This window comes from Arthrobacter sp. E70 (genome assembly GCF_058266945.1).
Genome location: NZ_JBYQFR010000002.1, coordinates 51785 through 75960, shown reverse-complemented (window position 1 = coordinate 75960; position 24176 = coordinate 51785). Strand labels below are relative to the sequence as shown.

Genomic DNA, 24176 nt, shown 5'->3' with positions numbered 1-24176 from the left:
ACGTGGCTACGTACACCCAATCCGCACCCGCGGGAGCCCTGGCGGCTCCCGTGGTGCCAAAATCCAAGGGACGCATTGTCGTCAACTGGATCACCTCCACCGACCACAAGACCATCGGGTACATGTACCTGATCGCGTCCTTCGTGTTCTTCTGCCTGGGCGGCGTGATGGCGCTGCTGATCCGTGCCGAACTGTTCGAGCCCGGCATGCAGATCCTGCAGACCAAGGAACAGTACAACCAGCTGTTCACCATGCACGGCACCGTCATGCTGCTGATGTTCGCCACCCCGCTGTTCGCCGGGTTCGCCAACGTGATCATGCCGCTGCAGATCGGCGCCCCGGACGTGGCGTTCCCCCGCCTGAACGCGCTGGCGTTCTGGTTCTTCCTGTTCGGCTCCACCATCGCCGTCTCCGGCTTCATCACCCCGCAGGGTGCTGCATCCTTCGGCTGGTTCGCCTACGCCCCGCTGTCCAACACCACCTTCACCCCCGGTGTCGGCGGTGACCTGTGGGTGTTCGGCCTGGCGCTGTCCGGCTTCGGCACCATCCTCGGCGCGGTCAACTTCATCACCACCATCATCTGCATGCGTGCCCCAGGCATGACCATGTGGCGGATGCCGATCTTCACCTGGAACACCCTGGTCACCGCGATCCTGGTCCTCATGGCGTTCCCGCCGCTGGCCGCCGCGCTGTTCGCCCTCGGCGCGGACCGGAAGTTCGGTGCCCACATCTTCGACCCCGAAAACGGCGGCGCCGTCCTGTGGCAGCACCTGTTCTGGTTCTTCGGCCACCCCGAGGTGTACATCATCGCGCTGCCGTTCTTCGGCATCGTCTCCGAGATCTTCCCGGTGTTCAGCCGCAAGCCGATCTTCGGCTACAAGGGCCTGGTGTACGCCACCATCGCCATCGCCGCCCTGTCCGTGACCGTGTGGGCACACCACATGTACGTCACCGGCGCCGTCCTGCTCCCGTTCTTCTCGTTCATGACCATGCTCATCGCGGTCCCCACGGGCGTGAAGTTCTTCAACTGGATCGGCACCATGTGGCGCGGTTCGCTGACGTTCGAAACCCCGATGCTGTGGAGCATCGGCTTCATGATCACCTTCCTCTTCGGTGGCCTGACCGGCATCATCCTGGCCTCGCCGCCGCTGGACTTCCACGTCTCGGACTCCTACTTCGTGGTGGCACACTTCCACTACGTGGTGTTCGGCACGGTGGTGTTCGCCATGTTCGCCGGGTTCTACTTCTGGTGGCCCAAGTGGACCGGCAAGATGCTCAACGAGCGCCTGGGCAAGATCCACTTCTGGCTGCTGTTCCTGGGCTTCCACGGCACCTTCCTGATCCAGCACTGGCTGGGCGTCGAGGGCATGCCCCGCCGTTACGCCGACTACCTCGTGGAGGACAACTTCACCTGGATGAACCAGTTCTCCACCGTGGCCTCGTTCGTGCTGGGCGCGTCCCTGATTCCGTTCTTCTGGAACGTCTACATCACTTGGCGCAGTGCCGAAAAGGTGCAGGTGGACGATCCCTGGGGCTTCGGCGCCTCCCTGGAGTGGGCCACGTCCTGCCCGCCGCCGCGGCACAACTTCACCTCCCTGCCCCGAATCCGTTCGGAGCGTCCCGCCCTGGACCTGCACCACCCTGAACTCCGCCAGGTCCACACCGTTGAGTCGCCAGCCGTCGCAGCACAGGCCCTTGGCAACGCAGACCAGAAGGACACCGCACAGTGAAAATCGAATCCTGGATCTTTGGCTCCGGCGTCTTCTTCTTTGTCCCGGTTGCGCTGGTATACGGCTTCCTCACCGGCTGGAGCGAGTGGGTCGGCATCCTCGGCATTCTCCTGGTCGGTGGCCTCGCAGGCATGATTGGCGCCTACCTCGGCTTCACCGGCAAGCGCGTCGGCATGCGTCCTGAGGACCGCAGCGACGCCGAGATCCACGAGGGCGCCGGCGAGCAGGGACACTTCAGCCCGTGGAGCTGGTGGCCTCTGGTCCTCGGCATCGCCTGCGCCACTGGCTTCCTTGGCTTGGCTGTAGGCTTCTGGATCGTCTTCGTCGCCGGAGGCATCGCCGTCGTGGCGCTTGTGGGCTGGGTCTACGAATACAGCCGCGGAGACCACGCGCACTAAGCAGCACCGACTGAACAACGACGACGGGCCCCACCTTTTCGGTGGGGCCCGTCGTCGTTGTCGTCGAAAGGGGGCTACAAGGCTCCCTGCGCCTCCAGCAGCAACCGGAGGCTGTCCAGTGCCTCCTCCGCCTGCCGGTGGCCGTGCGCGCCATCCAGGGCCGCGTCGCTGATGGAGAGCTCCACCTCGCAGCCGGCCGGGAAATCCGCTGTCATCACGTGCAGCAGGGAGGTCGCGTCAACATCCTCGGCGCCGGCCTTCCTGATGGTCACGGGAAGTCCCGTTTCCATCGCGGCGCGGACAAAGACCGCAGCAGGACGGGCGTGCAGGCCCACCGGGGCGGTGACCACCGCCTTTTGTGTCGGCAAAGGGACTCCTTCGTCGCGGCGGGTCGCCCCGCCTGGTGTCTGAATTTCCTGACCAAATATAGCCGTCCGGAAACCCGGGCCGTGAAAGAAGGCAGATGTCTCCAGGCTGGTCTAGACCGTCCTAAAATTGGAGGACAGCCCCGACGGCAGGAGACATACAGATGGCAGCTGGCGCCACGGCAATTACAGGTGAAATCGACCGCACCAGCGGTACCGCCATCTACGTGCAGCTACGCGAGATACTGCGGGCCTACATTGCACAGTCCTGCCCGCCGGGCTCGGCCCTTCCTTCCGAACGCGATCTTGCGGAACGTTTCGGGCTCGCAAGGATGACCGTCCGGCAGGCCATCGACGCGCTGGTGGGGGAGGAAGTCATCGAGCGTGTTGTCGGCCTGGGAACGTTCGTCCGCAAGCCAAAACTCGACCTGCAGGTGAAGCTGACGTCCTACAGCGAAGAGATGCAGCGGCGCGGAATGGTCCCGGCTGCGAAAGTTCTGAGCTTTGAGCAGATTGGCGCCAGTGCTTTCCTGGCGCGTGAGCTGCAGCTCGATGAAGGCACACCGCTGGTGCGCTTCCGGCGGCTCCTGCTGGCCGATGGCGAGCCCATGAGCGTCGACGAGAACTTCATCCCCGCCCACCGCGTTCCAGGCCTTCTGGACGGCGAGCCGCCGACTTCCCTGTACAACGTCCTCAGCGAACAGTTCGGCCTCGTCATGGAGTGGGGGGAGGACATGATCGAAGCAACGGCTGCTTCGCCGTCCACCGCGCGGCTGCTGAACGTGGATGTCGGTGCGCCGCTGCTCAAGATCCAACGCCATGCCTTCGTGGCACGGGCCATGGTGGACTACTCCGTTTCGTACTACCGTGCGGACCGCTACAAGCTCTGGGTTCCTCTGCAGCGGCCAGGGGCGCGGCGGGCAAGGAACCACTAGTTCCTGTGCGTCTCACCGTGCTGCCCCGGAGCGGGTCGTGAGCGGGGTAGGCCGCAAACGCAAAAAGGGGGCCCGGTCCGTATGGACCGGGCCCCCTTTTTTTGGGCTTGAACCCTAGTGGGTCAGGCTCTTTGCTTCCTCTGCACTTTCGACAGCGGCGTGGCCGTGGCCGTGTGCAGCCTCAAGCTCCGCGGGAGTTGCCGGGGCAACCCGGTCCTCGAAGAACCAGCGGGAAAGCGCCGCACGCCGCTTTTCCTTGCGGGTCACCACACCGTGCTCGTTCGGTACGGCGGGCAGGACCTCCGGCGACTCGAAGCCAACAAGCTTGTAGCGCTTGTACTCGTCGAGCGGTGCGTGCACCTCGATGAACTCACCGTGCGGGAGCCGCACGATACGTCCGGTTTCCCGGCCGTGCAGAGCGATTTCGCGGTCCTTGCGCTGGAGTGCCAGGGCGACGCGCTTGGCGACGATGAAGCCGATGATCGGTCCCACGAAGAACAAGGCGCGCAGCCAATAGGTGACATCGTTCAGGGACACGTGGAAGTGCGTGGCGATGAGGTCCGAGCCGGCAGCTGCCCACATGACGCAGTACCAGATGAATCCGGCGACACCGATGCCCGTACGGGTCGGCGCGTTGCGGGGACGGTCCAGGACGTGGTGCTCACGGTCGTCCTTGGTGACCCAGCGTTCAATCCACGGGTAGGTAAACATCACCGTGAACAGGATGCCGGCCGGTACCAGGGCAGGCAGCAGGACGTTGAACGTGAAGACCTGTCCGAAGAAGATCTGCTCGACGTGCCAGTTGCCGAACGTACCAGGCATCAGGCGCAGGGCGCCATCGACGAATCCGATGTACCAGTCAGGCTGCGTACCGGCGGAAACGGGGGAGGGGTCGTACGGGCCGTAGTTCCAGATCGGGTTGATGGTGAAGAACGCTGCCATGAGAGCGACGACGCCGAACACGATGAAGAAGAAGCCGCCTGCCTTGGCTGCATACACGGGACCCAGCGGGTAGCCGACAACGTTGTTGTCATTGCGGCCCGGACCCGGGTACTGGGTGTGCTTGTGGACGACAACCATGAAGAGGTGCAGAACGATCATCAGCAGGATCAGTGCCGGCACCAGCAGGATGTGGAGCATGTAGAGGCGGCTGATGATGGCCGTACCGGGGAACTCCCCACCGAACAGGAAGAACGAGATGTAGGTGCCGATCACCGGGATGGACTTGATGACGCCATCGATAATCCGCAGACCGTTGCCGGACAGCAGGTCATCGGGGAGCGAGTAGCCGGTGAAGCCGGCAGCCATGGCCAGGATCAGCAGGACACCGCCCACAACCCAGTTCATTTCGCGGGGCTTGCGGAACGCGCCGGTGAAGAAGACCCTCAGCATGTGCACGGCGATGGACGCCACGAAGAGCAGTGCTGCCCAGTGGTGTACCTGGCGCATGAACAGGCCGCCGCGGACGTCGAAGGAGATGTTCAGCGACGAGTTGTACGCCACCGACATTTCCACGCCCTTGAGGGGAACGTACGAACCGTCGTAGTGCGTCTCCGCCATGGACGGATCGAAGAAGAACGTCAGGAAGGTGCCGGAGAGGAGCAGGATGACGAACGAGTACAGCGCCACTTCGCCAAACATGAATGACCAGTGGTCGGGGAAGACCTTGCGGCCGAACTCACGGAGGATTCCGGAACCGCCAACGCGTGCGTCGACAAAGTCGGTAAACCGGCCTGTCTTGGTTTTGGCGACGAAAGCGGGCTCAGCTGTTGATGCTGCGCTCATGCATATCACGCTCCCAGTAACTTGGTCCTACGGGTTCATGGAAGTCGCTGGTAGCGACGAGGTAGCCCTCGTCATCAACTGCGATGGGCAGCTGGGGGAGAGGACGGCTGGCGGGGCCGAAGATCACCTTGCACTCCTGCGTGAGGTCAAAGGTGGACTGGTGGCACGGGCACAGCAGGTGGTGCGTCTGCTGCTCGTAGAGAGCAACCGGGCAACCGACGTGGGTGCAGATCTTGGAGTAGGCAACGATGCCGTTGTAGCCCCACTCTTCGCGGCCCTTGGAGGGGTTCAATGACGCAGGGTCCAGGCGCATGAGCAGCACGACGGCCTTCGCCTTTTCGTTGAGCTTGCCTTCGTGGAGTTCGTTCAGGCCCTCCGGGATCACGTGGAACGCGGAGCCGATGGTGACATCCGATGCCTTGATCGGAGTGCCATCGGGGTCGCGGGTAAGGCGCTTGAGCTTTCCGTCCTGGGGGGCCCACATGGTGTGTGCGAGCTTGTCGTCCGGACGGGGACCGAGGTCGCCGAAGATGGCAACCGCGGGAAGCGGTGCAAGGGCCACGGCACCGAGAAGGGTGTTCCGGATCAGCGGACGGCGCTTGATGCCGGTCTCTTCGACGATGTCATCAACGATGCGGACAGCAGCCTGGCGGTCCTCTTCGTAACGGATCGCGTGGCGTTCCTCGGAAACCTCGTGGTCGGGCATCAGGGCCTTGGCCCAGTGCACGATGCCGGTACCGATGCCCAGCATGGCGAAGGCAGTGCCAACGCCGAGCAGGGCGTTCTGGAGCCGGATGGTGGCAATACTGGAGTCGTCACCCAAATCGATGGCGAAGTACGCCACCAGGAAGATCAGGGTTCCAACAACAGAAACGCCAAATAGTAAGGCGACCTGCCGTTCTGCCCGCTTGGCGGCCTTCGGGTCCGTGTCAGCCAGGCGCAAACGGTGCGGAGGGATTCCAGGATCCTGGAACTTCTCCACCTCATTCTGACCAGCCGTAGCTACGGTGCCCGAGTGGTTCGGACTGCCGTCACTATGGTTGCCCATAATTCGCCTCATCCTTCTCTCGTCCCGGCGATCGCCGGGTTAGTTTCTAATATCAAGCTGCTGACCGGGTCAGCAGAAGTTTCTGGTTCCCTGCGGAACGTCAGGATGTCCGGGACGTCAGCCAGATGGTGAAGGCGATGATGACGCCAAGGCCGGCAACCCATACGAACAGGCCCTCCGCTACCGGACCGAGGGATCCGAGATCGGCACCACCAGGGGAACCAGTGGTTTCGATCTGCTTCAGGAAAGTGATGATGTCGCGCTTGCCCTCGGGGGAGATGTTGGCGTCACTGAACACCGGCATGTTCTGCGGACCCGTGGCCATGGCCTCGTAGATGTGCTTGCCGGATACGTCCGCAAGGGCGGGCGCAAACTTTCCGCGGGTCAGAGCGCCGCCGGCAGCAGCGGCGTTGTGGCACATGGCGCAGTTGGTGCGGAAGAGCTCGCCGCCGGCAGCGGCGTCGCCGCCCTCATCCAACAGGTGCTCTTCAGGGATCGCCGGGCCGGCTCCCAGGGAAGCAACGTAGGCTGCAAGCTGGTGGGTCTGCTCGTCATTGAACTGGACGGGCTTCTTCATGGCCTGCGGGCCATTCATCTGCATGGGCATACGTCCCGTGCCCACCTGGAAGTCAACAGCAGCGGCACCTACACCCACCAGCGAGGGACCATCCTTGGAGCCACTCGCACCCATGCCGTGGCAGGTGGCGCAGTTGGCGGCGAACAGCTTGCCGCCCTCTTCCGCGTCGCTCGCGCTGTAGGTGGTGGTGGAAGCCTTGGCCTCGTTGACAGTGGTGGCAACGGCGTACAGCCCACCGGTGATGAGGAGCCCCATCAGAAGCAGCGCTATTGCTGCAAGTGGGTGACGCCGCTTTTGTGAGAGTGCCTTCACGTGGTGGTTCCTTTATTCGATCCTGCGCCGGCTCCGGGAGCCGCTACCTGAAATTCTGCCTCTTGTAGAAAAAGAATCAAAGCTGGCTACTTGAGTACGTAGATGACCAGGAAGAGGCCGATCCACACGACGTCAACGAAGTGCCAGTAGTAAGACGTGACGATCGCGGACGTTGCCTCGAAGTGTCCGAACTTCTTCGCAGCGAAGGACCGGCCCATGATGAGCAGGAAGGCGATGAGGCCGCCGATGACGTGGAGGCCGTGGAAGCCGGTGGTCATGTAGAAGGCGGAGCCGTAGGCGTTTGAGGAGAGCGAAACGTGCTCGGACACCAGCATCGCGTATTCGGTGGTCTGGCCGGCAACGAAGAATGCGCCCATCAGGAACGTGAGGGTGAACCACTCGTTCATTCCCCAGCGGGCAAACTGCAGTGCACCTCCGGTCCGGCGGGGCTGCAGCCGCTCTGCGGCGAAGACGCCCATCTGGCAAGTAAAGGAACTGGCCACGAGGACGATCGTGTTGACGAGCGCAAACGGGAAGTTGAGCTTGGCCGTCTCTTCCGCCCACATCTGCCCGCTCGTGGAGCGAAGCGTGAAGTACATGGCAAAGAGACCGGCGAAGAACATCAACTCACTGGACAGCCACACAACGGTTCCGACAGAAACCATGTTGGGGCGGTTCAGCGTGGGGTGCGCCGGGGTACTGGGGGCATGGGTCGCAGATGTCACATAGACATTATGTCGGTAAAAGTCCGTGCTGCCCAACGCAAACCGCCTTTTCGGAGGACTTTTTCTACAAAGACGCGAAATCGCGGTGAAAAGTTCCCGCGACCGTTCACATTGGTCAGTGCACGCCATCGCTCGATAGCATCAGCAGGTGACTTCACAGGCATCTGCAGCGCCCGGCAACACATGGCCCCGACTGATTTCGGCACTGATCAACGGCGCCGACCTCACAGCGGACAACACTTCGTGGGCCATGGACACCATTATGTCCGGGGAAGCAACACCCGCCCAGATTGCCGGGTTCCTGGTGGCGCTCAGCGCCAAGGGTGAGACGGTGGATGAGCTCTCCGGCCTGGTCGAGGCGATGCTTGCCCATGCCAAACCGGTGGCTATCTCCGGGGAAAAGCTGGACATCGTGGGCACTGGCGGCGACCAGCTCAACACCGTGAACATCTCCACCATGGCCGCCCTCGTGGCCGCCGGCGCCGGGGCGAAAGTGGTGAAGCACGGCAACCGGGCCGCGTCGTCGTCGTCGGGCTCCGCGGACGTGCTCGAGGCACTCGGCGTTCGCCTCGACCTGCCGATAGAACGTGTTGCCCACAACGCCGAAGAGGCGGGAATCACCTTCTGCTTTGCCCAGGTCTTCCACCCGTCGTTCCGCCACACTGCAGTGCCGCGCCGTGAACTGGCAATACCTACTGCGTTCAACTTCCTGGGACCGCTGACCAATCCCGCCAAGGTGCAGGCATCCGCCGTGGGTGTTGCCAACGCTCGGATGGCGCCGCTCGTTGCGGGCGTCCTGGCGCGCCGGGGGAGCAGGGGAGTTGTCTTCCGGGGCAACGACGGACTCGATGAGCTGACCACCACCGGCCCTTCCACCGTGTGGGAGATCCGCGAAGGACAGGTAAGCGAACTGGTCTTCTCGCCCCAGGACCTGGGTATCCGCCTGGCAACTGTTGAGCAGCTTCGCGGCGGGGATGCCATGGCCAACGCCGGCGTGGTCCGGGAGGTCCTGGCCGGGAAGGAAGGTCCTGCCCGCGACGCCGTGCTTCTGAACGCCGCGGCTGGCCTCGTCGCCTTCGACCTCAAGGCGGAAGGGACCTTCCTCGAGCGCATGCAGAAGGCGTTTGACCGGGCGGCCGAATCGATCGACTCCGGGGCTGCTGCCGCGGTCCTCGACCGCTGGGTCTCGCTCAGCCGGTCATAGCGGCAGGCTTACTGCTCGAAGCCCAGGGAGAAAGCGGCATCCAGGTCGTGCTGGGAGTACGCCCGGAAGGCAATGTGCGTTGTGGTGTGCACCACGGCCGGTACCTTGGAAAGCTTGTCCGCGATCACATCCGCCAGGTCTTCGTGCCGATGGACCCTGGCCACCGCGATCAGGTCCCATTCCCCCGTGACGGAATACACTTCGCTGATGCCGTCGATGGCGGAAATCTCCTCGGCCGTCTCGGGAATGCGGGAGGCGTCGGTCTTGATCAGAACGAATGCGGTAACCACGTCTAAACCCCTTCGGATTTGTTGCGCCCTGGCAGAGCCCGGCAAGCTTTTCTCTGCTGCCAGCCTATTACATCGGCGCCTGCCCGCGGCCTGGATCTGGCCCCCGCGTCATCTGTTGCGGAACTTACCTGCGGCAGCGGCCAGGAGGCGGTAGCCCAGCAGGAACACGGCCAGGCTCAGTGTGGCGACAATCACAAAGGGAAGGACCACGGTTTGGCCGGTAAGTCCCCTGAGGAGCATGCCGCCTACGAGGCTGCCGAGCCACACAAAGACTCCGGCGCGGCGCACGGACAGCGGGCTGCGCCAGGCTCTGGCCGCGATCCAGCCCAGCGCCGCACCCGCGAGGAACGGCCACGCGGTCAGGAACACGCCGGCCAAAGGGTTCTCCCGGTGATGCGCATCGCGTCCAATTGCTGCGAAGGCGAGGATCAGGACGATGTCGGCGGCCGCCGCAAGCACGATTTTTGCGGGGACCTTATTGGCCGGTCTCGTTTTCACGGAACTCATCTTTCGAGCTTAGCCGCCTGGGCGGCAGTGGACCGTCGGCGGGCCCCCGCTGGTGCAGGTCGCGGTGAGGGCGTCCCGGGGGCTGCGGGGGAGTAGGCTCGGCTCGGTGCCGGCGGTCTGCCGGAGGATGGGGATTGGGAGGTTCAGGTGAACAAGCCGCTGTGGATTTGCAGCCTCGTCGGAGCTGCCATAGGCATCAGCCTGGGCCTTGCGATTTTCCATACACCGTTTTGGGGTTTCGCTGCCGGGCTCGGGGTGGGTGCTGTTGTGGGCGCCTCAATCCGGCGCCGCCATTAGTCTTGGGCGCTGGCGGGGGTCCGCCCACCGTCGCACGCGACGCGTCCCATCTGGAAACGTCAGGGCGGCCCGCCGCCGGTGGAACGGGTCCGTGGCATGCGGCGGGGCAGCGGCGGATTCGCGTTACTTTACATAATGTAGATTATCGGCGTTTAGGATTCGGCGGGAGCAGGGGTATACCAGTAAGCCTCCAGTACAGACCTTCAAGGAGTTCAAAGAGGCTGGGTCAATGGAACAAACGCGCAGGTCCACGCCGCGCGGACCATTGTCTTTATCCCGGTGCGCGTCAAGAATGAGTCAATGACGGTCTACGTGCGTTCACTTGAAACTGCAGTCCCGACAACAATGCTGATCCAGTCCGAAGCCCGTGATGTGTTCGCAGCCCAGCCCGGCCTGTCCCGGCTGGGTTCCCGGCTGGTGACGACCTGTTTTGACGGCGCGGCCATCGACACGAGGTTCACCGCCGTCGAGGAACTGACCAACACGTCACGTTCCGACAACCCGCAGTTCTACGATCCGGCTACCGGGCTCCTGCTGAACCCCAGCACCAAGGTCCGCAACGATATTTTTGCCCGGGAAGCCACGAAACTCTTCGTTGCGGCCTCCCGTGCTGCCCTGGATGCCGCTCCTGAACTCGATTTACTTGACATAACTCATCTCGTGACCGTCTCCTGCACAGGTTTCTTCAACCCCGGCCCCGACTACAAAGTGGTCCGGGAACTGGGCCTGAATCCGGCTGTCCAGCGCTACCACCTTGGCTTCATGGGCTGCTACGCGGCGTTCCCTGCGCTCCGGGCGGCAAAACTTTTCTGTGAAGCGGACCCGAACGCCGTCGTCCTGGTTGTCTGCGCCGAACTGTGTTCCCTCCACGTCCGGACGTCCAACGACCCCGACACCATCATGGGCTCGGCGCTGTTCGCTGACGGGGCCGCAGCCGCCGTCGTCACCGCCCGGCCCGGCACGGAAGAAAGGGCGCTGCTCACGCTCGACCACTTCGAAACCGTCCTGACTCCCGTCGGTGAGGATTCCATGGCATGGAACATCGGCGACAACGGATTCGAAATGGTGCTGGGCAACTATGTGCCGCACATCATCGATGACCACATTGTCGGCGCCCTGCAGCCGCTCCTCGGACGCGAGCCGGACCTGGCGGCACTCCCCTACACCGCTGTCCCCCACTGGGCCATCCACCCCGGCGGCCGCAGCATCCTGGACAAAGTCCAGGCCCGGCTGGGACTCACTGACGCCCAGCTGGTCCCCGCCCGTGAAACCCTCCGCAATTACGGCAACATGAGCAGTGCCACCGTCCTGTTCGTCCTCAAGCACATCCTGGAGCAGCAGGTGGCGGAAAGCCGCGACGGCGGTGAACGCATTTGTTCCATGGCCTTCGGTCCCGGGCTCACCGTGGAAACAGGACTGTTCACCAAGCTCCGGCAGGCATCCGCCATTGAACCGGAACGACTCATTCCTGACGAAGCGGGCGTCGGCTGACCCGGAGCGGGCACCATGGGGATCCTTATGCGCCAGCGCGCCGCCGGGGCCACCGAGAAGATGGACCTTCCGGACTGCGACCCGCGTCTCCTGGAAAATACCTACCGGCAATTCGGCATCATCAACCGCACCCTGTCCGGCTGGCGGCGGCTCTACGCGAATGAAGTGCGCACCATGCTCCCGGATGGGCAGCGGCCCGTAACCGTCCTGGATATCGGCTGCGGCGGAGGCGACCTCGCCGTCATGCTGTCCCGCTGGGCGGCACGGGACGGCAAGCCCCTGCACATCACCGGGATCGACCCCGATCCCCGCGCCGCCGGCTTCGCCCTCCGCCGTCCGCCCGTACCCGGCGTCGAATTCCGCCAGGCGCACAGCGGCGACCTGGTCGGCGAGGGCCTGAGATTCGACGTCGTCATCTCCAACCATGTCCTGCACCACCTCGCGCCCGGTGAACTCCAGGAGCTTCTGAAGCACTCCGAAGTCCTCGCGGCGGGCAAGGCCCTGCACAACGACCTCGTCCGCAGCCCCGCTGCTTTTGCCCTGTTCAGTGTTGCAGCCCTTCCGTTCCGGCACTCCTTTATCCGTGGTGACGGCCTGACGTCGATCCGGCGCAGCTACAAGCCGGCCGAATTGTCCGCTGCCGCGCCTCCCGGGTGGACGGTGGAAAGGTCGTCGGCCTTCCACCAGGTCCTTGCCTACCGGCGGGGCTGACATGGATGCAGACGTGCTGATCGTCGGCGCGGGTCCGGTGGGTCTTTACCTGGCCGCCGCACTGCTCCAGCAAGGGGTATCGGTCAGGGTCCTGGAGCAGCGGCACTCACGGAACCTGCACACGCGCGCCATCGGCATCCATCCGCCCGCCCTGCAGGCACTCGACAGGGTCCACGTGGCGGCCGCCATGGTCCGTGACGGCGTGCAGATCCGGAAGGGCCGTGCCGTGAGCGGCGGCAGGACCATAGGGACCATGTCCTTCGATGCCGTGTCCGGGCACTACCCGTTCGTGCTGGCACTCCCCCAGTTCAGGACGGAGCAGCTGCTGGAAGACCGCGTCTGGGCACTGGACCCTGCAGCGCTGGTCAGGGATGCCAAAGTGACGGGAATTAAGGACGACGGCGGCGCCGTCACCGTAACATTCCAGGCTCACCGGAGTGCCACGCACCACCTCGGCACCGCGACGGCGCCATTCCTGGTGGCCGCGGACGGTGCCCGCTCCGAGCTGCGCGGCGCGCTGGGCGTGGCAACAACCCGTAAGGCGTATCCGGACCATTACCTCATGGGCGATTTCGCCGACGACAGTGGCTATGGGCCTGAAGCTGTGCTGTTCCTTGAGCCAGCCGGGATTGTGGAGTCGTTTCCCCTGCCCGGCGGGATCCGGCGGTGGGTGGTCCGGCTGGGCCGCCCGGCAATTACCGCAGGGCCGCAGGACCTGGCCGCGATGGTGCTGGAGCGCACCGGCATCCGCCCTGATCCGGAGACCAACTCCATGCTGAGTGCGTTCAGCGTGCAGTCCACTCTGGCGCGCCGAACCTGTTCCGGCCGGTCGGTGCTGCTGGGCGACGCCGCCCATGAGATCAGTCCCATCGGGGGCCAGGGGATGAACCTGGGCTGGCTAGATGCCCAGGCGCTGGCCCCGTTGCTGCATTCGACGCTGCAAGGCCGCCATGCCGACCGACAATTCAGGCGCTTTGAAAAGACCCGGCGCCGGGCCGCAGTCCTCGCGCGCCGGCAGGCCGAAATCAACATGATGCTGGGCAGGCCGCTCCCGCCTCCGCTGCAACGGTTCCGGACCGCCGCCATTGGCGCCGCGGCGTCGACGCCTGCCGTGAACCGGTGGGTGGCCAGGCGTTTCACGATGGACTGGGATGCACCGCGCGGCTAACGGAAGTAGCAGTCGTAACTGTCCTGGCTGGTGATGACGCCGTTGCTGACCTCAAACACCGACGACGTCCTGGCACGGATGGTCTCACCGCGGTCCCAGTAGCGCAGGTCCATCAGGACGGTTGCCGACCAGTCGGCCTCCACAGCGACCCGCCCGTCCTCACAGGTTGTCCTGCGGACGGTGAACCTCTGGCCCGCCACCACCTCCCGGCTTTGGTCGGCACCAGCCAGCACTTCCGCCAGCGTCCGCGTGGATCCCTCCGGGGCGAGGAGGTGGGGTGCTTCGGTCAATACGAACGATTCAGCCAGGAATGGGCGGAGATCCTCCGCTCCACCGCCGGCCTCCAGCACTCGAAGGAACGCCAGGACGCACTCAAGCGGCCCGGGGGGCAGCCCGGATTCTTCAGCCATGCACCCGACACTAGCGCAGGTGGCCAGGCCCAGTCCGCCACTAGGCTGTGACCATGACCTCCAGCATTCCGCGGACCAACGCCAGCACCGAAGAGATCGTCGACACCGTAGAGCGGGTCCTTGCTGCCGGCTCCCTGCCGCCGATCGTCCAGGCGGGCCACCCCGCCCTGCGGCAGCGGGCGGCTGCATTCGACGGCCAGCTGTCAGCCGGACAGCTGGACCGCCTGATAGGGGTCATGCGCCAGGTCATGCACGAGGCTCCGGGCGTTGGCCTGGCCGCGCCGCAGCTGGGAATCCCGCTGCAGCTGGCAGTCCTGGAGGACCACTACGACGTCGCTCCGGAGGCCGCGGCCCTGCGCAAAAGGGAGCCACTGGACTTCCTGGCCGTGGTCAACCCCCGCTACACCCCCGTGGGTTCCGGCCTGGCATCCTTTTTCGAAGGCTGCCTTTCCCTGAACGGGCTGCAGGCTGTAGTGGCCAGGCCGGACACTGTGCTGCTCGACTTCCAGACCCCGGAAGGTGCGGACATGCGGAGGCAGTTCTCCGGGTGGCAGGCACGCATCGTGCAGCACGAGACCGACCACCTTAACGGGATCCTTTACATCGACCGCGCCCAGCTGCGATCACTGAGCAGCAACGCCGAATACGCTGCGCACTGGGCGGAAGCAGGGATTGGCAAGGCGCGTGAAGGGCTAGGGTTCGACGACGGCCCGGCGGGAATCTCCCTTCCCTGACCTTTGGGCCCGGGCAAACACAGCCCGTCCCCGGCACACGCGGCCCTAAGATGGTTCCCATGCCTTCCACCGCCGACCTTCCCCTGCTGTGCCCGGTGTGCAGGAACCGTTTCGAACCCGGAACCGGGGGCACCGGACACCAGGGGCGCCTCCGGTGCCCGTCCGGCCACAGCTTCGACGCGGCGCGGCAAGGCTACTTCAACCTGCTGGTCGGCAAGGGGACAGCGTTCGAAGCCGACAGCGCGGCGATGGTTGAGTCCCGCTTCAACTTCCTCGGGGACGGGCACTACCGGCCGCTGGCGCAAGCGCTGGCAGCCGCCGTCGTTCCCTTCCTGCCCCAGGAAGGCGGCGCCGTGCTGGACTCGGGCACGGGGACCGGCCACTACCTCCGGGAAATCCTCGACACCGCGGCCGCCCGCGGAGTCCGCGCCGGCGCCGTCGGCCTGGACATCTCCAAGTTCGCCCTGCGCCGTGCCGCCCGGCTCAACCCGGAAGCCGTCAACCTCGTCTGGGACATCTGGCAGCCGCTGCCGCTGGCCAGCGACTCCGTGGACGCCGTCACCGTAGTGTTCGCCCCGCGCAACCCCGCCGAGTTCGCCCGGGTCCTCCGGCCCGGCGGAGCCCTGGTGGTGGTCACGCCCAGGCCGGGACATCTGGCCGCCATCGCGAAGGTCACCGGGATGCTCGGCATCGAGGAAGGCAAGGACAACAGGCTGGCCGAATCCATGGCCCGGGACTTCGAAGCGGCAACCAGCGCCGACGTCGACATTCCGTTGCTGCTGACGCGGCGGGAAGCCGCCGACCTCGCGTTTATGGGACCGGCAGGCCACCACCTGGACCGGGAAGCGATCGCGGCCCGCCTTGAGCACTCCCGGGAGCCGGTCACGGCGGACGCGAAATTCCGGATCCTGGTCTTCCGGCCGCGGAAGCACACCGCTGCGTAACGACTTGGCCACTAAGCCCTGGCGTCCGTGTGCGCCAGCCCACAGCGGCCGTCCGGCGGACTACGATGAAGGAACAGCTACCGGCGGGTCCGCAGACGCGGTTTCCCCGTGGCGAAGGGGGAACCAGGATGTTCGAATGGCTCGGGGAAAACTGGTGGGCATTGTGGCTCACGGCCTTCCTGGCGTTTGCCGTGGTCGAAATGATCACCCTTGACCTGTTTTTCATCATGCTGGGCGGCGGCTCTCTTGCCGCCCTGGTTGCTGACTTCGCCGGCGCGGAACCCTGGCTGCAGGTGGTGGTCTTCTGCATCGTGTCCCTGCTCATGGTGGCCTTTGTCCGTCCAGTGGCGCTTCGGCATCTCAAGAAGGGTCCCGCCGAACAGCGCAGCAACGTGGACCGGCTGATCGGTGAACCGGCGGTGGTGATGGAGGCCGTCACTTCCGACGGCGGCCTCGTGAAGATTGGCGGCGACATCTGGAGTGCCCGCTCGGCCGCCGGTGTCCTGCCCGCCGGGCAAAAGGTGGTGGTGGCCGCAATCGACGGTGCCACGGCTGTTGTTTCGGCACCGCCGGAGGCGGTTGCCGGTCCGGATACAGCCTGATAATTGGGGAACAAGGAGTTGTATGGAAAACGTGGGCGGAACCGCACTGGCCATCGTGCTGATGGTCCTCATCGTGTTCGTGATTATTGTTTTGGTCCGGTCGGTGCGGATCATCCCCCAGGCCCGCGCCGGCGTCGTTGAACGGCTTGGCAAGTACCAGCGGACGCTCAACCCTGGCCTGACCATCCTAATTCCGTTCGTGGACCGGCTCCTTCCGCTCCTGGACCTGCGCGAGCAGGTGGTTTCGTTTCCGCCGCAGCCGGTCATCACCGAGGACAACCTCGTGGTCTCGATCGATACCGTTGTCTACTTCCAGGTAACGGACCCGAGGGCAGCCACGTACGAGATCGCCAATTACATCCAGGCCGTGGAACAGCTCACCACCACCACGTTGCGCAACGTGGTGGGCGGCCTGAACCTCGAGGAAGCCCTGACGTCCCGCGACCAGATCAACGGGCAGCTGCGCGGCGTCCTGGATGAGGCCACCGGGCGCTGGGGCATCCGGGTGTCCCGGGTGGAGCTGAAGGCGATCGACCCGCCGCACTCCATCCAGGATTCGATGGAGAAGCAGATGCGTGCCGAGCGTGACCGCCGTGCGGCAATCCTCACTGCCGAGGGAACAAAGCAGTCGGCGATCCTCACGGCGGAAGGGCAGCGGCAGGCTGCCATCCTCAAGGCCGAAGGTGAAGCGAAGGCCGCGATTCTCCGTGCTGACGGTGAATCGCAGGCAATCCAGAAGGTCTTCGACGCCATCCACAAGGGCAACCCGGACCAGAAACTCCTCGCCTACCAGTACCTCCAGACCCTGCCGAAGCTGGCCGAGGGTTCGGCCAACAAACTCTGGATCATCCCCAGCGAAGTGGGCGAGGCGCTGAAGGGAATCGGGAACGCGCTGGGCGGCACCGCACCGGACGCCGCCGCCGGCGGCCTTTTCGACGAGGTGGCGGGCAGGCCTGCCGAGCCGTAACAAGTGCTCCGGGTACGCGAGGGATCCGCAGTTACCGCGGATCCCTCGCTGTTTTGGTCCAGATGATATGACGCCCGTATAATTGGGTATTTGTCCGGCAGGGAATACCAGCTGGAACAACCAAGCTTCGCAATGCGTTGAATCCTATGATGCAGCACAGTGCACACAGTAGTCCGGCAATGCGTGGTCACTGCCGGCTTGCGCGGGGTTTTGATCCGCGAACCGAACAGAGGGAGAAATCATGAGCGATCGCAGCCTGCGGGGCATGCGCCTTGGTGCGCAGAGCATGGAGACCGAATCCGGAGTTGAGCCGGCTCCGCGCCAGCGCGTCGAGTACCGTTGCGAGGACGGAGAGCAGGTCTTCGTCACGTTCTCCTCCGAGGCCGAAATTCCTCCGGTTTGGGTGTCCAAGACTGGCAAGGAAGCGCTCCTGGTGGACGGCGAAAAGCCTGACACCAGCAATGACAAGGCTGTTCGCACGCACTGGGACATGCTGCTGGAGCGCCGCTCCCTGCCCGAGCTGGAACAGATTCTCGAGGACCGGCTGACCATTCTGCGTGAACGCCGCGGTGAACGCCGCTCGGCCTAGGGCCAGAGTTACAGGAAAGGGGGCTTCCCGCACCGTAGTGCGGGAAGCCCCCTTTTCTTGTGCCGCTTCTTGTCTGGTTGCCGGACGCCGCCAGGAACTATGGCCGGGACTTGAACTTTCCGGCCAGCGCGTTCCAGCGCGCCGCGAGTCCCCACCTGGTCACGTTAACCATGGCTTCGACCACGATGTTGCCGCTCATCTTGGAAGCACCCAGCTCGCGTTCGACGAAGGTGATGGGCCGTTCCTCGATGCGCAGGCCCAATTTGGCCACGCGCCAGGCCAGATCCACCTGGAAGCCGTAGCCCACCGAGTCCACCTGGTCCAGGTTGAGCTTCTCCAGGGTGGTCCGGCGGAAGGCGCGGTAGCCGCCGGTGACGTCCTTGATCTTCAGTCCGAGCATCAGGCGGGCGTAGGTGCTTCCCACCCGGGAAATCGCCTGCCGGTACAGCGGCCAGTTGACCACGCTGCCGCCGGGAACCCAGCGCGACCCCATCGCCAGGTCTGCGCCCTGATCCACGGCTTCCAGCAGTTGCGGCAGTTGTTCAGGCTTGTGGGAGCCGTCGGCGTCCATCTCCACCAGAACGTCGTAGCCCGCCTCAAGGCCCCATTTGAAGCCGGCGATGTAGGCCGCGCCCAACCCTTCCTTGCCCTTGCGGTGCAGTACATGGACCTGTGAGTCCTCGGCGGCGATGCCGTCGGCAAGTTTGCCAGTGCCGTCCGGGCTGTTGTCATCGACCACCAGGACGTCCGACGCCGGAACAGCCGTCCGCAGCCGCTGGAGCGTCTTGGGCAGCGATTCAAGTTCGTTGTAGGTGGGAATGATCGTAAGGACGCGCACAAAGGGCCTTTCCTGGGGGAAGTGGTCGGAGCACCGGGTGCCGAGCTGGTCGGCGGCGGGCGCAACTCCCCATTATAGGACGGGTTGCTGGGTCAGGCTCGCAGAGCCGGGCTGGCGAACAGTTCGATGCCGTTCCTGACCGTCTGCAGGCAGACGGGGTCCGCGCCCGTGTCCAGTGCGGGCAGCAGCGGCGTCCTGGCCCGCGGATCGGTGCTCCACGACTGCACCCGGCCATCGGCCACCTGGACCATCAGTTCCTCGACTTCCCACACCGCAAAGCTTGCCGGAGCGCCGGGCACCAGCTGGCCTGCCATGGGATTGGAGTGGCGGGCTGCACGCCATCCGGCCCGGGTGTGGCCCAGGAATGCTGCGCGCGCGGAGATCCGTTCATCGGTGTTGTGGTGTTCCAGGCAGGCCCGGACGCTGGCCCAGGGGCGGAGCGGGGTCACTGGACTATCGCTTCCGAAACAGACCGGAACTCCGGCGGCGTAAAGAGCGGCGAACGGGTTCATGGCCCTGCTTCGGTCCCCCAGCCTTCGTTCGTACAGGCCGCCGGGGCCGCCCCAGGCCGCATCAAACGCAGGCTGCGCGCTGACTGTGACCGAATAGCGGGCCAGCTTCTCTATCGCGGCGGCATCGACCATCTCGACATGTTCGAGGCGGTGGCCTGCTGCACGCACCCGCTGCTCGCCCACTTCCTGCGCGGCACGGTCCAGGGCTGCCAGCGCAACGTCCAGGCCTGCATCGCCGATGACGTGGAACCCGCCCTGGATGCCTGCGAGGGAACAAGCGGCAAGGTGCGCGGCAGCCTGTTCCACGTCCAAGTACAGGCTGCCCCGCCCCCCTGGCGCGTCTTCGTATACTTCGCGGAGGGCAGCAGTGCGGGATCCAAGGGATCCGTCGATGGTCAGGTCTCCGGCGAGGCCCCGGATTCCGAAGCCGAACTGGTCGACGAGGCCGCGGGCCTGTTCCTCGGAGGCCACCAGTTCCCCCCAATACGGCAAGACTTCGGGATACGGCTGTGACCCGGCACCGTCCGTATTCCAGCCGGCCGCCAGCCGCAGGTCGTCTGCGCCGCCGATGTGGGGCGCACCCATCTCGGCCAGGGCAACGTATCCGTTGGCGGACGCCTCGGCCAGGGCACGGGCCTGGTGACGCCGCAGCGTCTCCTGCGGCAACCGCCGCGTGGCCAGCCGCGCAGCCGTGTGGGCTGCCCGCGTCACCTGCCCGCCGCCGTCGTACCCGTCCTTGCCGCGCAGGTCAGCCGCCTGCGCCAGTGACGCCGAAACCAACGCCGAATGCACATCCGCCCGTGACAGATAGACCTGCCTGCCTCCCGAGGCCCGTTCCAGTTCCTCGGCGGTGGGCAGCGTGGCGTCATCCCACGTTGTTTCATCCCAGCCGTGGCCCAGGACGGGACCGTCGCCGGGTGCTGATGCCACGGCGTCGAGCAGCCCCCGTGCCGACCCCACCTCCCCCAGCTGCAGTGACTCCAGGGCGATCCCGGTTTCGGTCAGGTGCGTGTGGGAGTCCACAAAGCCCGGTGTGACCAAAGCGCCCCGCAAGTCGATGACCTCCATGGAGCCGTCCGCAATGGAGGACGCGGCCTGCTCGGATCCGACCCAGGCCACGGTGTCACCGTCGATGAGGACGGCGGTGGCGAAGGGGTCAGCGGCGGTATAAACGGACCCGTTGCGGTACAGCACGGGCTTGGGGCGGGACATGGGCAGGCCATCGGGAAGGGTCATGCTGGGCAGGCTCCTGGGGTGGAACGGGCCGGCCGGGGCCGGCATTGACGAATCAGAGGACGGAGGAATAGGCCACGACGCCGCGGCGGATCAAGGAGATGGCCTCGGCGCACAGCCGGGCCAGGCGCGGATCCAGTCCTGGGATCTTGGCCAACTGGTCAAGCAGGTCCACTACCTGCTTGACCCAGCGGACGAAGTCCCCGGCTGCGAGGTCTGTTCCGCTGAGGACATCCTGGAGGTGGCGCCCCCGCGCCCATTTGTAGATTGGCCAGACGAGGCCCAGCTCCGGTTCGCCCGTGAGCGGGAGCTTGTTCTCCTCCTCCACGTCCTCCAGGACGGACCACTCCCTGACCACGATGTCCACAGCGGTTTCGAGGGAGACACTGGGCATGCGTGGCCGGAGCCCCCGGTCTTCGCGTTTGGCCTGGTAGACCAGCGCGCTGGCCAGGGCAGCAACCTCGGCGGCGTCGAGGTCGTCGAAGGCACCCAGCCGCAAGGCCTGGGAGATCAACAGGTCCTTCTCACCGTAGATCCGGCGCAGCCGCTGCCCGTCGCGGCTGATGCGCAGACCGCCGTCGTCCGCGTCCTCGAGGTAGCCGTACGCGGACAGGACGTCGCACACCCGGTCAAAGGTCTTGGCGATGGTGTTGGTCCGTCCTTGGATCTGGCGGACCAGGCCATCGGTTTCCCGCCGCAGCTTCCACCACCGCTCGGACCAGCGCGCGTGGTCTTCGCGTTCGCTGCAGCCGTGGCAGGGATGGGAGCGCAGGGCCCGGCGAAGGTCCGCGATGCGCTTTTCCTGGTTGGGGAGCGCCGCGCCACGGCCGAAATCCTGGTTTCGGTTCTGGCCCGGTGCCGGCGGCCGGTTCTCACGCAAGGCATTACGCACCGAGGAGGCGAGGTCCCGCCGTGACTTGGGCACCTTGGCGTTGAAGGACTTGGGGATCCGGATCCGCGTCACGGGGGCGATGGGGCCCTCAAGATCGTCAATGCCGATCCTGCGGAGCTGGCTGTCGAGCGTGAGGACGGCGGGCCGCGGTTCACGGCTGCCATGGTCCGAACTTAGGACGACGGCGGGCCCCGGGGCGCGTCCGGCAGGGACATTCACCACGTCGCCGGGCAGCAGGCGCGCCAGGGAGTCATCGGAGAGGGACTTCTGCATGCGGGACTTGGTGCGCGATGTTGCGTTCTCGGCGTCGGAAAGCTCCCGGCGCAGTCGGGCGTACTCGGTGAAGTCGCCCAGGTGGCAGGTCATGGATTTTGCGTAACCGGCCAGCGACTCTTCCCTGCTCCGGACCTGCCGTGCCAGGCCTACCACGGAACGGTCGGCCTGAAATTGCGCGAAGGAGGATTCCAGGATCTCCCGTGCCCTGGCCCGGCCGAACTGGGCGAGCAGGTTAATGCTCATGTTGTAGGTGGGACGGAAGCTCGAGTTCAAGGGATAGGTACGCCGGGACGCCAGGCCGGCGACCGCCGTCGGGTCCGTGCCGGGCTGCCACAACACCACGGCATGGCCCTCGATATCGATGCCGCGCCGGCCGGCACGGCCGGTGAGCTGCGTGTACTCCCCCGCGGTGATGTCCACGTGGGCTTCGCCGTTGAACTTGTCCAGTTTCTCCAGCACCACTGAACGGGCGGGCATGTTGACGCCCAGTGCCAGCGTCTCCGTCGCGAAGACAGCCTTGACCAGGCCGTCGGCGAACAACTTTTCCACCACTTCCTTGAAGGTGGGCAGCATTCCGGCGTGGTGGGCGGCGAAGCCGCGCAAGAGACCGTCCCGCCAGGTCCAGAAACCCAGGACGTCGAGATCGTCCGGCGGAATGTCCTGTCCCGCTTCATCAACCCGTTGGGCGATGATGCGCTGCTCTTTCTCAGTGGTGAGCCACAGCCCGGATGACACGCACTGGGCCACGGCCGCCTCGCACCCGGCGCGGGAAAAAATAAAGGTGATGGCGGGCAGCAGGTCCATGCGGTCCAGGCTGGCGATCACCTGCGGACGGCTTGCCCGGCGGACACCCGTGGGTTCTGCCCCGCGGCCCGGACGGTCGTTTCCGCGCCGCCCCCGCTGGCCCCGGCCGGCCGGGCTGCTGCGATAACCTTGCTGGCTTTCGCTGCGAGCTACCGCGAGCAGGTCCGGGTTGACGTCGAAACCGCGGCCCTTGGAGGTTCCCCGCTGCGTGGTGGTGCGCTCGGAGTCGGAGTCACCGGGTTCCACCGGCGGGGCGATCTCGTCGAACGTGGTTTCGCCGGCGAAGAGATCCATGATCTGGCGGCCCACCATGACGTGCTGCCACAGCGGCACGGGCCGGTGCTCGGACACGATGATGTCCGTATCCCCGCGAACGGTGTCCAGCCAGGCGCCGAATTCCTCAGCGTTCGAAACAGTGGCGCTCAGCGAGGCCACCTGCACTTCGCTGGGCAGGTGGATGATGACCTCTTCCCAGACGGCGCCGCGGAAACGGTCGGCGAGGTAGTGCACCTCGTCCATGACCACGTAGCCCAGGTCATCCAGGGTGGCCGAGTCTGCGTAGAGCATGTTCCGCAGGACCTCGGTGGTCATGACCACCACCTGCGCGTCCCCGTTGATGCTGGTGTCCCCGGTCAGCAGGCCGACGTTGTCTGCCCCGTACTTGGCGGTGAGTTCAGTGAACTTCTGGTTGCTCAGTGCCTTGATGGGGGTGGTGTAGAAAGCCTTCAGGCCCCGCTGCAGGGCCAGGTAGATGGCGAACTCCCCCACGATGGTCTTGCCTGCGCCGGTGGGGGCAGCGACCAGGACTCCCCTGCCGTCCTGCAGCGAGCGGCATGCCTGCCGCTGGAAGTCGTCAAGTTCGAAATCGAGGGTCCGGGTGAACGACCCAAGATAGGTGGCTGCCTCGGCCCTGCGCTCGGCGCTGGCCCGGTACCGTTCAGCAGGTGACAGCTCTTCGGGATCGGTGGGCCCGGAGGAGGCCGGCCCGGAGGTGGAGGACATAGTCCTAGCCTAACGGCAGCCTAGAGGTTCTTTAGCTCACTGCTCGGGGTGGCGATATCGGCCGTGGCCTCGGTCTCCTCGGCCTGCCGGGACTGGCGGCGCGCGCGGCGTTTGTCGTTCATGATGCAGATGCCAATCGCAGCAAAGAACAGCACGAGGAGCGGACCGGCCAGCATGAACATGGAAATGGCGTCCGCGCCCGGCGCGGCGATGGCCGCCAGGACGAACACAAGGAAAACAGTGATGCGCCAGGCCTTGAGGATGGTGCGGCCGGAGACCAGTCCTGCCATGTTGACGCCCACCAGCACCACCGGGACCAGGAACGCGATGCCGAGGACGAGCACCATCCGGGTCACGAATTCAATGTACGTGCGCGCGTCGATGACGCTGGAGGAGCCCTCCGGCGTGAACTGGGTCAGTGCGTGAACTACCTGCGGTACCACTTGCCAGCCCACCCAGATTCCGGCCAGGAACAGCGGGATGGCCGCCGCCATGTAGCCCAGGGTGTAGCGCCGTTCCTTGGACGTCAGCCCCGGGGTGATAAACGCCCAGAGCTGGTAGATCCAGATGGGGCTGGAGATGACTGCCCCGATGAGCAGCGACATCTGGAGCTTGAAGTCGAACGGCGATGCGATGGTGCCGAAGTTGATGGCCGCGAGGCCTCCGGTCTCATCCGAGATCCGGTTGACCGGTTCGGCCAGTGCCTTCAGCAGCGGGTCGTAAAGAATCCAGCCCCCAATGCCGCCAATGACGACGCCGATTGCCGACTTGATAAGCCGGTTCTTCAGCTCCTTGAGGTGCTCCCAAAGGGACATCCGCCCCTCGGGATT

General features: G+C 65.2%; 24 protein-coding genes. 12 read left to right on the top strand and 12 right to left on the bottom strand.

Annotated elements, in window-relative coordinates; all coding sequences use genetic code 11:
* The first annotated feature begins 2 nt into the window (after positions 1-2).
* Positions 3-1730 (top strand): aa3-type cytochrome oxidase subunit I, encoded by a 1728-nt coding sequence (gene ctaD, locus AC3IMC_RS02355; RefSeq protein WP_490916848.1) that lies wholly within the window; start codon positions 3-5, stop codon positions 1728-1730.
* The gene (locus tag AC3IMC_RS02350) at positions 1727-2128 is read left to right on the top strand and encodes a cytochrome c oxidase subunit 4 (RefSeq protein ID WP_490916847.1); all 402 of its coding nucleotides are present in this window, start codon (positions 1727-1729) and stop codon (positions 2126-2128) included. Before ctaD ends, AC3IMC_RS02350 begins: the two co-directional genes overlap by 4 nt.
* Before the next feature lie 74 nt (positions 2129-2202).
* On the opposite strand, the gene AC3IMC_RS02345 is transcribed toward AC3IMC_RS02350, so the two are convergent.
* Positions 2203-2496: an HPr family phosphocarrier protein gene (locus tag AC3IMC_RS02345; RefSeq protein WP_490916846.1), complete on the bottom strand. Its 294-nt coding sequence runs from the start codon at positions 2494-2496 to the stop codon at positions 2203-2205.
* 161 nt (positions 2497-2657) lie between these two features.
* Between AC3IMC_RS02345 and AC3IMC_RS02340 the strand changes: the two genes are divergently transcribed.
* Positions 2658-3428 carry a GntR family transcriptional regulator gene (locus AC3IMC_RS02340; protein WP_221384985.1) on the top strand — a complete coding sequence of 257 codons (771 nt, stop codon included), beginning with the start codon at positions 2658-2660 and terminating at the stop codon, positions 3426-3428.
* 114 nt (positions 3429-3542) lie between these two features.
* Here AC3IMC_RS02340 and qcrB read toward each other — a convergent pair whose 3' ends face one another.
* From qcrB to ctaE, 4 genes are all read right to left on the bottom strand, one after another.
* The gene (gene qcrB, locus AC3IMC_RS02335; protein WP_490916845.1) at positions 3543-5213 is read right to left on the bottom strand and encodes a cytochrome bc1 complex cytochrome b subunit; all 1671 of its coding nucleotides are present in this window, start codon (positions 5211-5213) and stop codon (positions 3543-3545) included.
* Positions 5191-6261 (bottom strand): cytochrome bc1 complex Rieske iron-sulfur subunit, encoded by a 1071-nt coding sequence (gene qcrA / locus AC3IMC_RS02330; protein ID WP_490916844.1) that lies wholly within the window; start codon positions 6259-6261, stop codon positions 5191-5193. The genes qcrB and qcrA overlap by 23 nt, the downstream gene beginning before the upstream one ends.
* Before the next feature lie 100 nt (positions 6262-6361).
* Complete coding sequence (gene qcrC / locus AC3IMC_RS02325) at positions 6362-7150, bottom strand: cytochrome bc1 complex diheme cytochrome c subunit (protein ID WP_490916843.1); 789 nt, start codon at positions 7148-7150, stop codon at positions 6362-6364.
* 86 nt (positions 7151-7236) lie between these two features.
* Positions 7237-7875: an aa3-type cytochrome oxidase subunit III gene (gene ctaE, locus AC3IMC_RS02320; RefSeq protein ID WP_175318541.1), complete on the bottom strand. Its 639-nt coding sequence runs from the start codon at positions 7873-7875 to the stop codon at positions 7237-7239.
* Between the two features lie 148 nt (positions 7876-8023).
* Here ctaE and trpD point away from each other — a divergent pair, with 148 nt between their 5' ends.
* Positions 8024-9079: an anthranilate phosphoribosyltransferase gene (trpD, locus tag AC3IMC_RS02315; RefSeq protein ID WP_490916842.1), complete on the top strand. Its 1056-nt coding sequence runs from the start codon at positions 8024-8026 to the stop codon at positions 9077-9079.
* 8 nt (positions 9080-9087) lie between these two features.
* Here the strand turns inward: trpD and AC3IMC_RS02310 are convergent, their stop codons facing one another.
* The gene (locus AC3IMC_RS02310; protein WP_490916841.1) at positions 9088-9369 is read right to left on the bottom strand and encodes an Lrp/AsnC family transcriptional regulator; all 282 of its coding nucleotides are present in this window, start codon (positions 9367-9369) and stop codon (positions 9088-9090) included.
* Between the two features lie 108 nt (positions 9370-9477).
* Positions 9478-9876 (bottom strand): DUF3054 domain-containing protein, encoded by a 399-nt coding sequence (locus AC3IMC_RS02305; RefSeq protein WP_490916840.1) that lies wholly within the window; start codon positions 9874-9876, stop codon positions 9478-9480.
* Positions 9877-10473: 597 nt separating this feature from the next.
* Here AC3IMC_RS02305 and AC3IMC_RS02300 point away from each other — a divergent pair.
* Genes AC3IMC_RS02300 through AC3IMC_RS02290 form a run of 3 tightly spaced genes read left to right on the top strand, consistent with a single transcriptional unit; the run spans position 10474 to position 13543 of the window.
* The gene (locus tag AC3IMC_RS02300) at positions 10474-11664 is read left to right on the top strand and encodes a type III polyketide synthase (RefSeq protein WP_490916839.1); all 1191 of its coding nucleotides are present in this window, start codon (positions 10474-10476) and stop codon (positions 11662-11664) included.
* Positions 11665-11679: 15 nt separating this feature from the next.
* Complete coding sequence (locus tag AC3IMC_RS02295; RefSeq protein WP_490916838.1) at positions 11680-12375, top strand: class I SAM-dependent methyltransferase; 696 nt, start codon at positions 11680-11682, stop codon at positions 12373-12375.
* Position 12376: 1 nt separating this feature from the next.
* Positions 12377-13543, top strand: a complete 1167-nt coding sequence (locus AC3IMC_RS02290) for an FAD-dependent oxidoreductase (protein ID WP_490916837.1) — start codon at positions 12377-12379, stop codon at positions 13541-13543.
* On the opposite strand, the gene AC3IMC_RS02285 is transcribed toward AC3IMC_RS02290, so the two are convergent.
* Positions 13540-13953, bottom strand: a complete 414-nt coding sequence (locus tag AC3IMC_RS02285; protein WP_490916836.1) for a nuclear transport factor 2 family protein — start codon at positions 13951-13953, stop codon at positions 13540-13542. The two genes, AC3IMC_RS02290 and AC3IMC_RS02285, sit on opposite strands and share 4 nt — an antisense overlap.
* 53 nt (positions 13954-14006) lie before the next feature.
* Between AC3IMC_RS02285 and AC3IMC_RS02280 the strand changes: the two genes are divergently transcribed.
* The 5 genes from AC3IMC_RS02280 (at position 14007) to AC3IMC_RS02260 (ending at position 17789) form a co-directional block, all read left to right on the top strand.
* A complete protein-coding gene (locus AC3IMC_RS02280; RefSeq protein ID WP_490916835.1) occupies positions 14007-14687 on the top strand; it encodes a peptide deformylase in 681 nt (226 codons plus the stop codon).
* Positions 14688-14746: 59 nt separating this feature from the next.
* Positions 14747-15631, top strand: a complete 885-nt coding sequence (locus AC3IMC_RS02275) for a methyltransferase domain-containing protein (RefSeq protein ID WP_490916834.1) — start codon at positions 14747-14749, stop codon at positions 15629-15631.
* Between the two features lie 128 nt (positions 15632-15759).
* Positions 15760-16233 carry an NfeD family protein gene (locus tag AC3IMC_RS02270; RefSeq protein ID WP_490916833.1) on the top strand — a complete coding sequence of 158 codons (474 nt, stop codon included), beginning with the start codon at positions 15760-15762 and terminating at the stop codon, positions 16231-16233.
* Positions 16234-16255: 22 nt separating this feature from the next.
* Positions 16256-17200: an SPFH domain-containing protein gene (locus AC3IMC_RS02265; RefSeq protein WP_490916832.1), complete on the top strand. Its 945-nt coding sequence runs from the start codon at positions 16256-16258 to the stop codon at positions 17198-17200.
* A 241-nt stretch (positions 17201-17441) separates the two neighbouring features.
* The gene (locus AC3IMC_RS02260; protein WP_018761356.1) at positions 17442-17789 is read left to right on the top strand and encodes an RNA polymerase-binding protein RbpA; all 348 of its coding nucleotides are present in this window, start codon (positions 17442-17444) and stop codon (positions 17787-17789) included.
* Between the two features lie 97 nt (positions 17790-17886).
* Here AC3IMC_RS02260 and AC3IMC_RS02255 read toward each other — a convergent pair whose 3' ends face one another.
* The 4 genes from AC3IMC_RS02255 to tatC all read right to left on the bottom strand — a co-directional run bounded on the left by AC3IMC_RS02255 (position 17887) and on the right by tatC (position 24161).
* Positions 17887-18627: a polyprenol monophosphomannose synthase gene (locus AC3IMC_RS02255; RefSeq protein WP_490916831.1), complete on the bottom strand. Its 741-nt coding sequence runs from the start codon at positions 18625-18627 to the stop codon at positions 17887-17889.
* 92 nt (positions 18628-18719) lie between these two features.
* Positions 18720-20375, bottom strand: coding sequence for an amidohydrolase (locus tag AC3IMC_RS02250; RefSeq protein WP_490916829.1), 1656 nt, complete (start codon positions 20373-20375; stop codon positions 18720-18722).
* A 52-nt stretch (positions 20376-20427) separates the two neighbouring features.
* Positions 20428-23346: a DEAD/DEAH box helicase gene (locus AC3IMC_RS02245; protein WP_490916827.1), complete on the bottom strand. Its 2919-nt coding sequence runs from the start codon at positions 23344-23346 to the stop codon at positions 20428-20430.
* 20 nt (positions 23347-23366) lie between these two features.
* Entirely contained in the window at positions 23367-24161 is a 795-nt protein-coding gene (gene tatC, locus AC3IMC_RS02240; RefSeq protein WP_473697175.1) for a twin-arginine translocase subunit TatC, read from the bottom strand.
* Positions 24162-24176 lie beyond the last annotated feature (15 nt).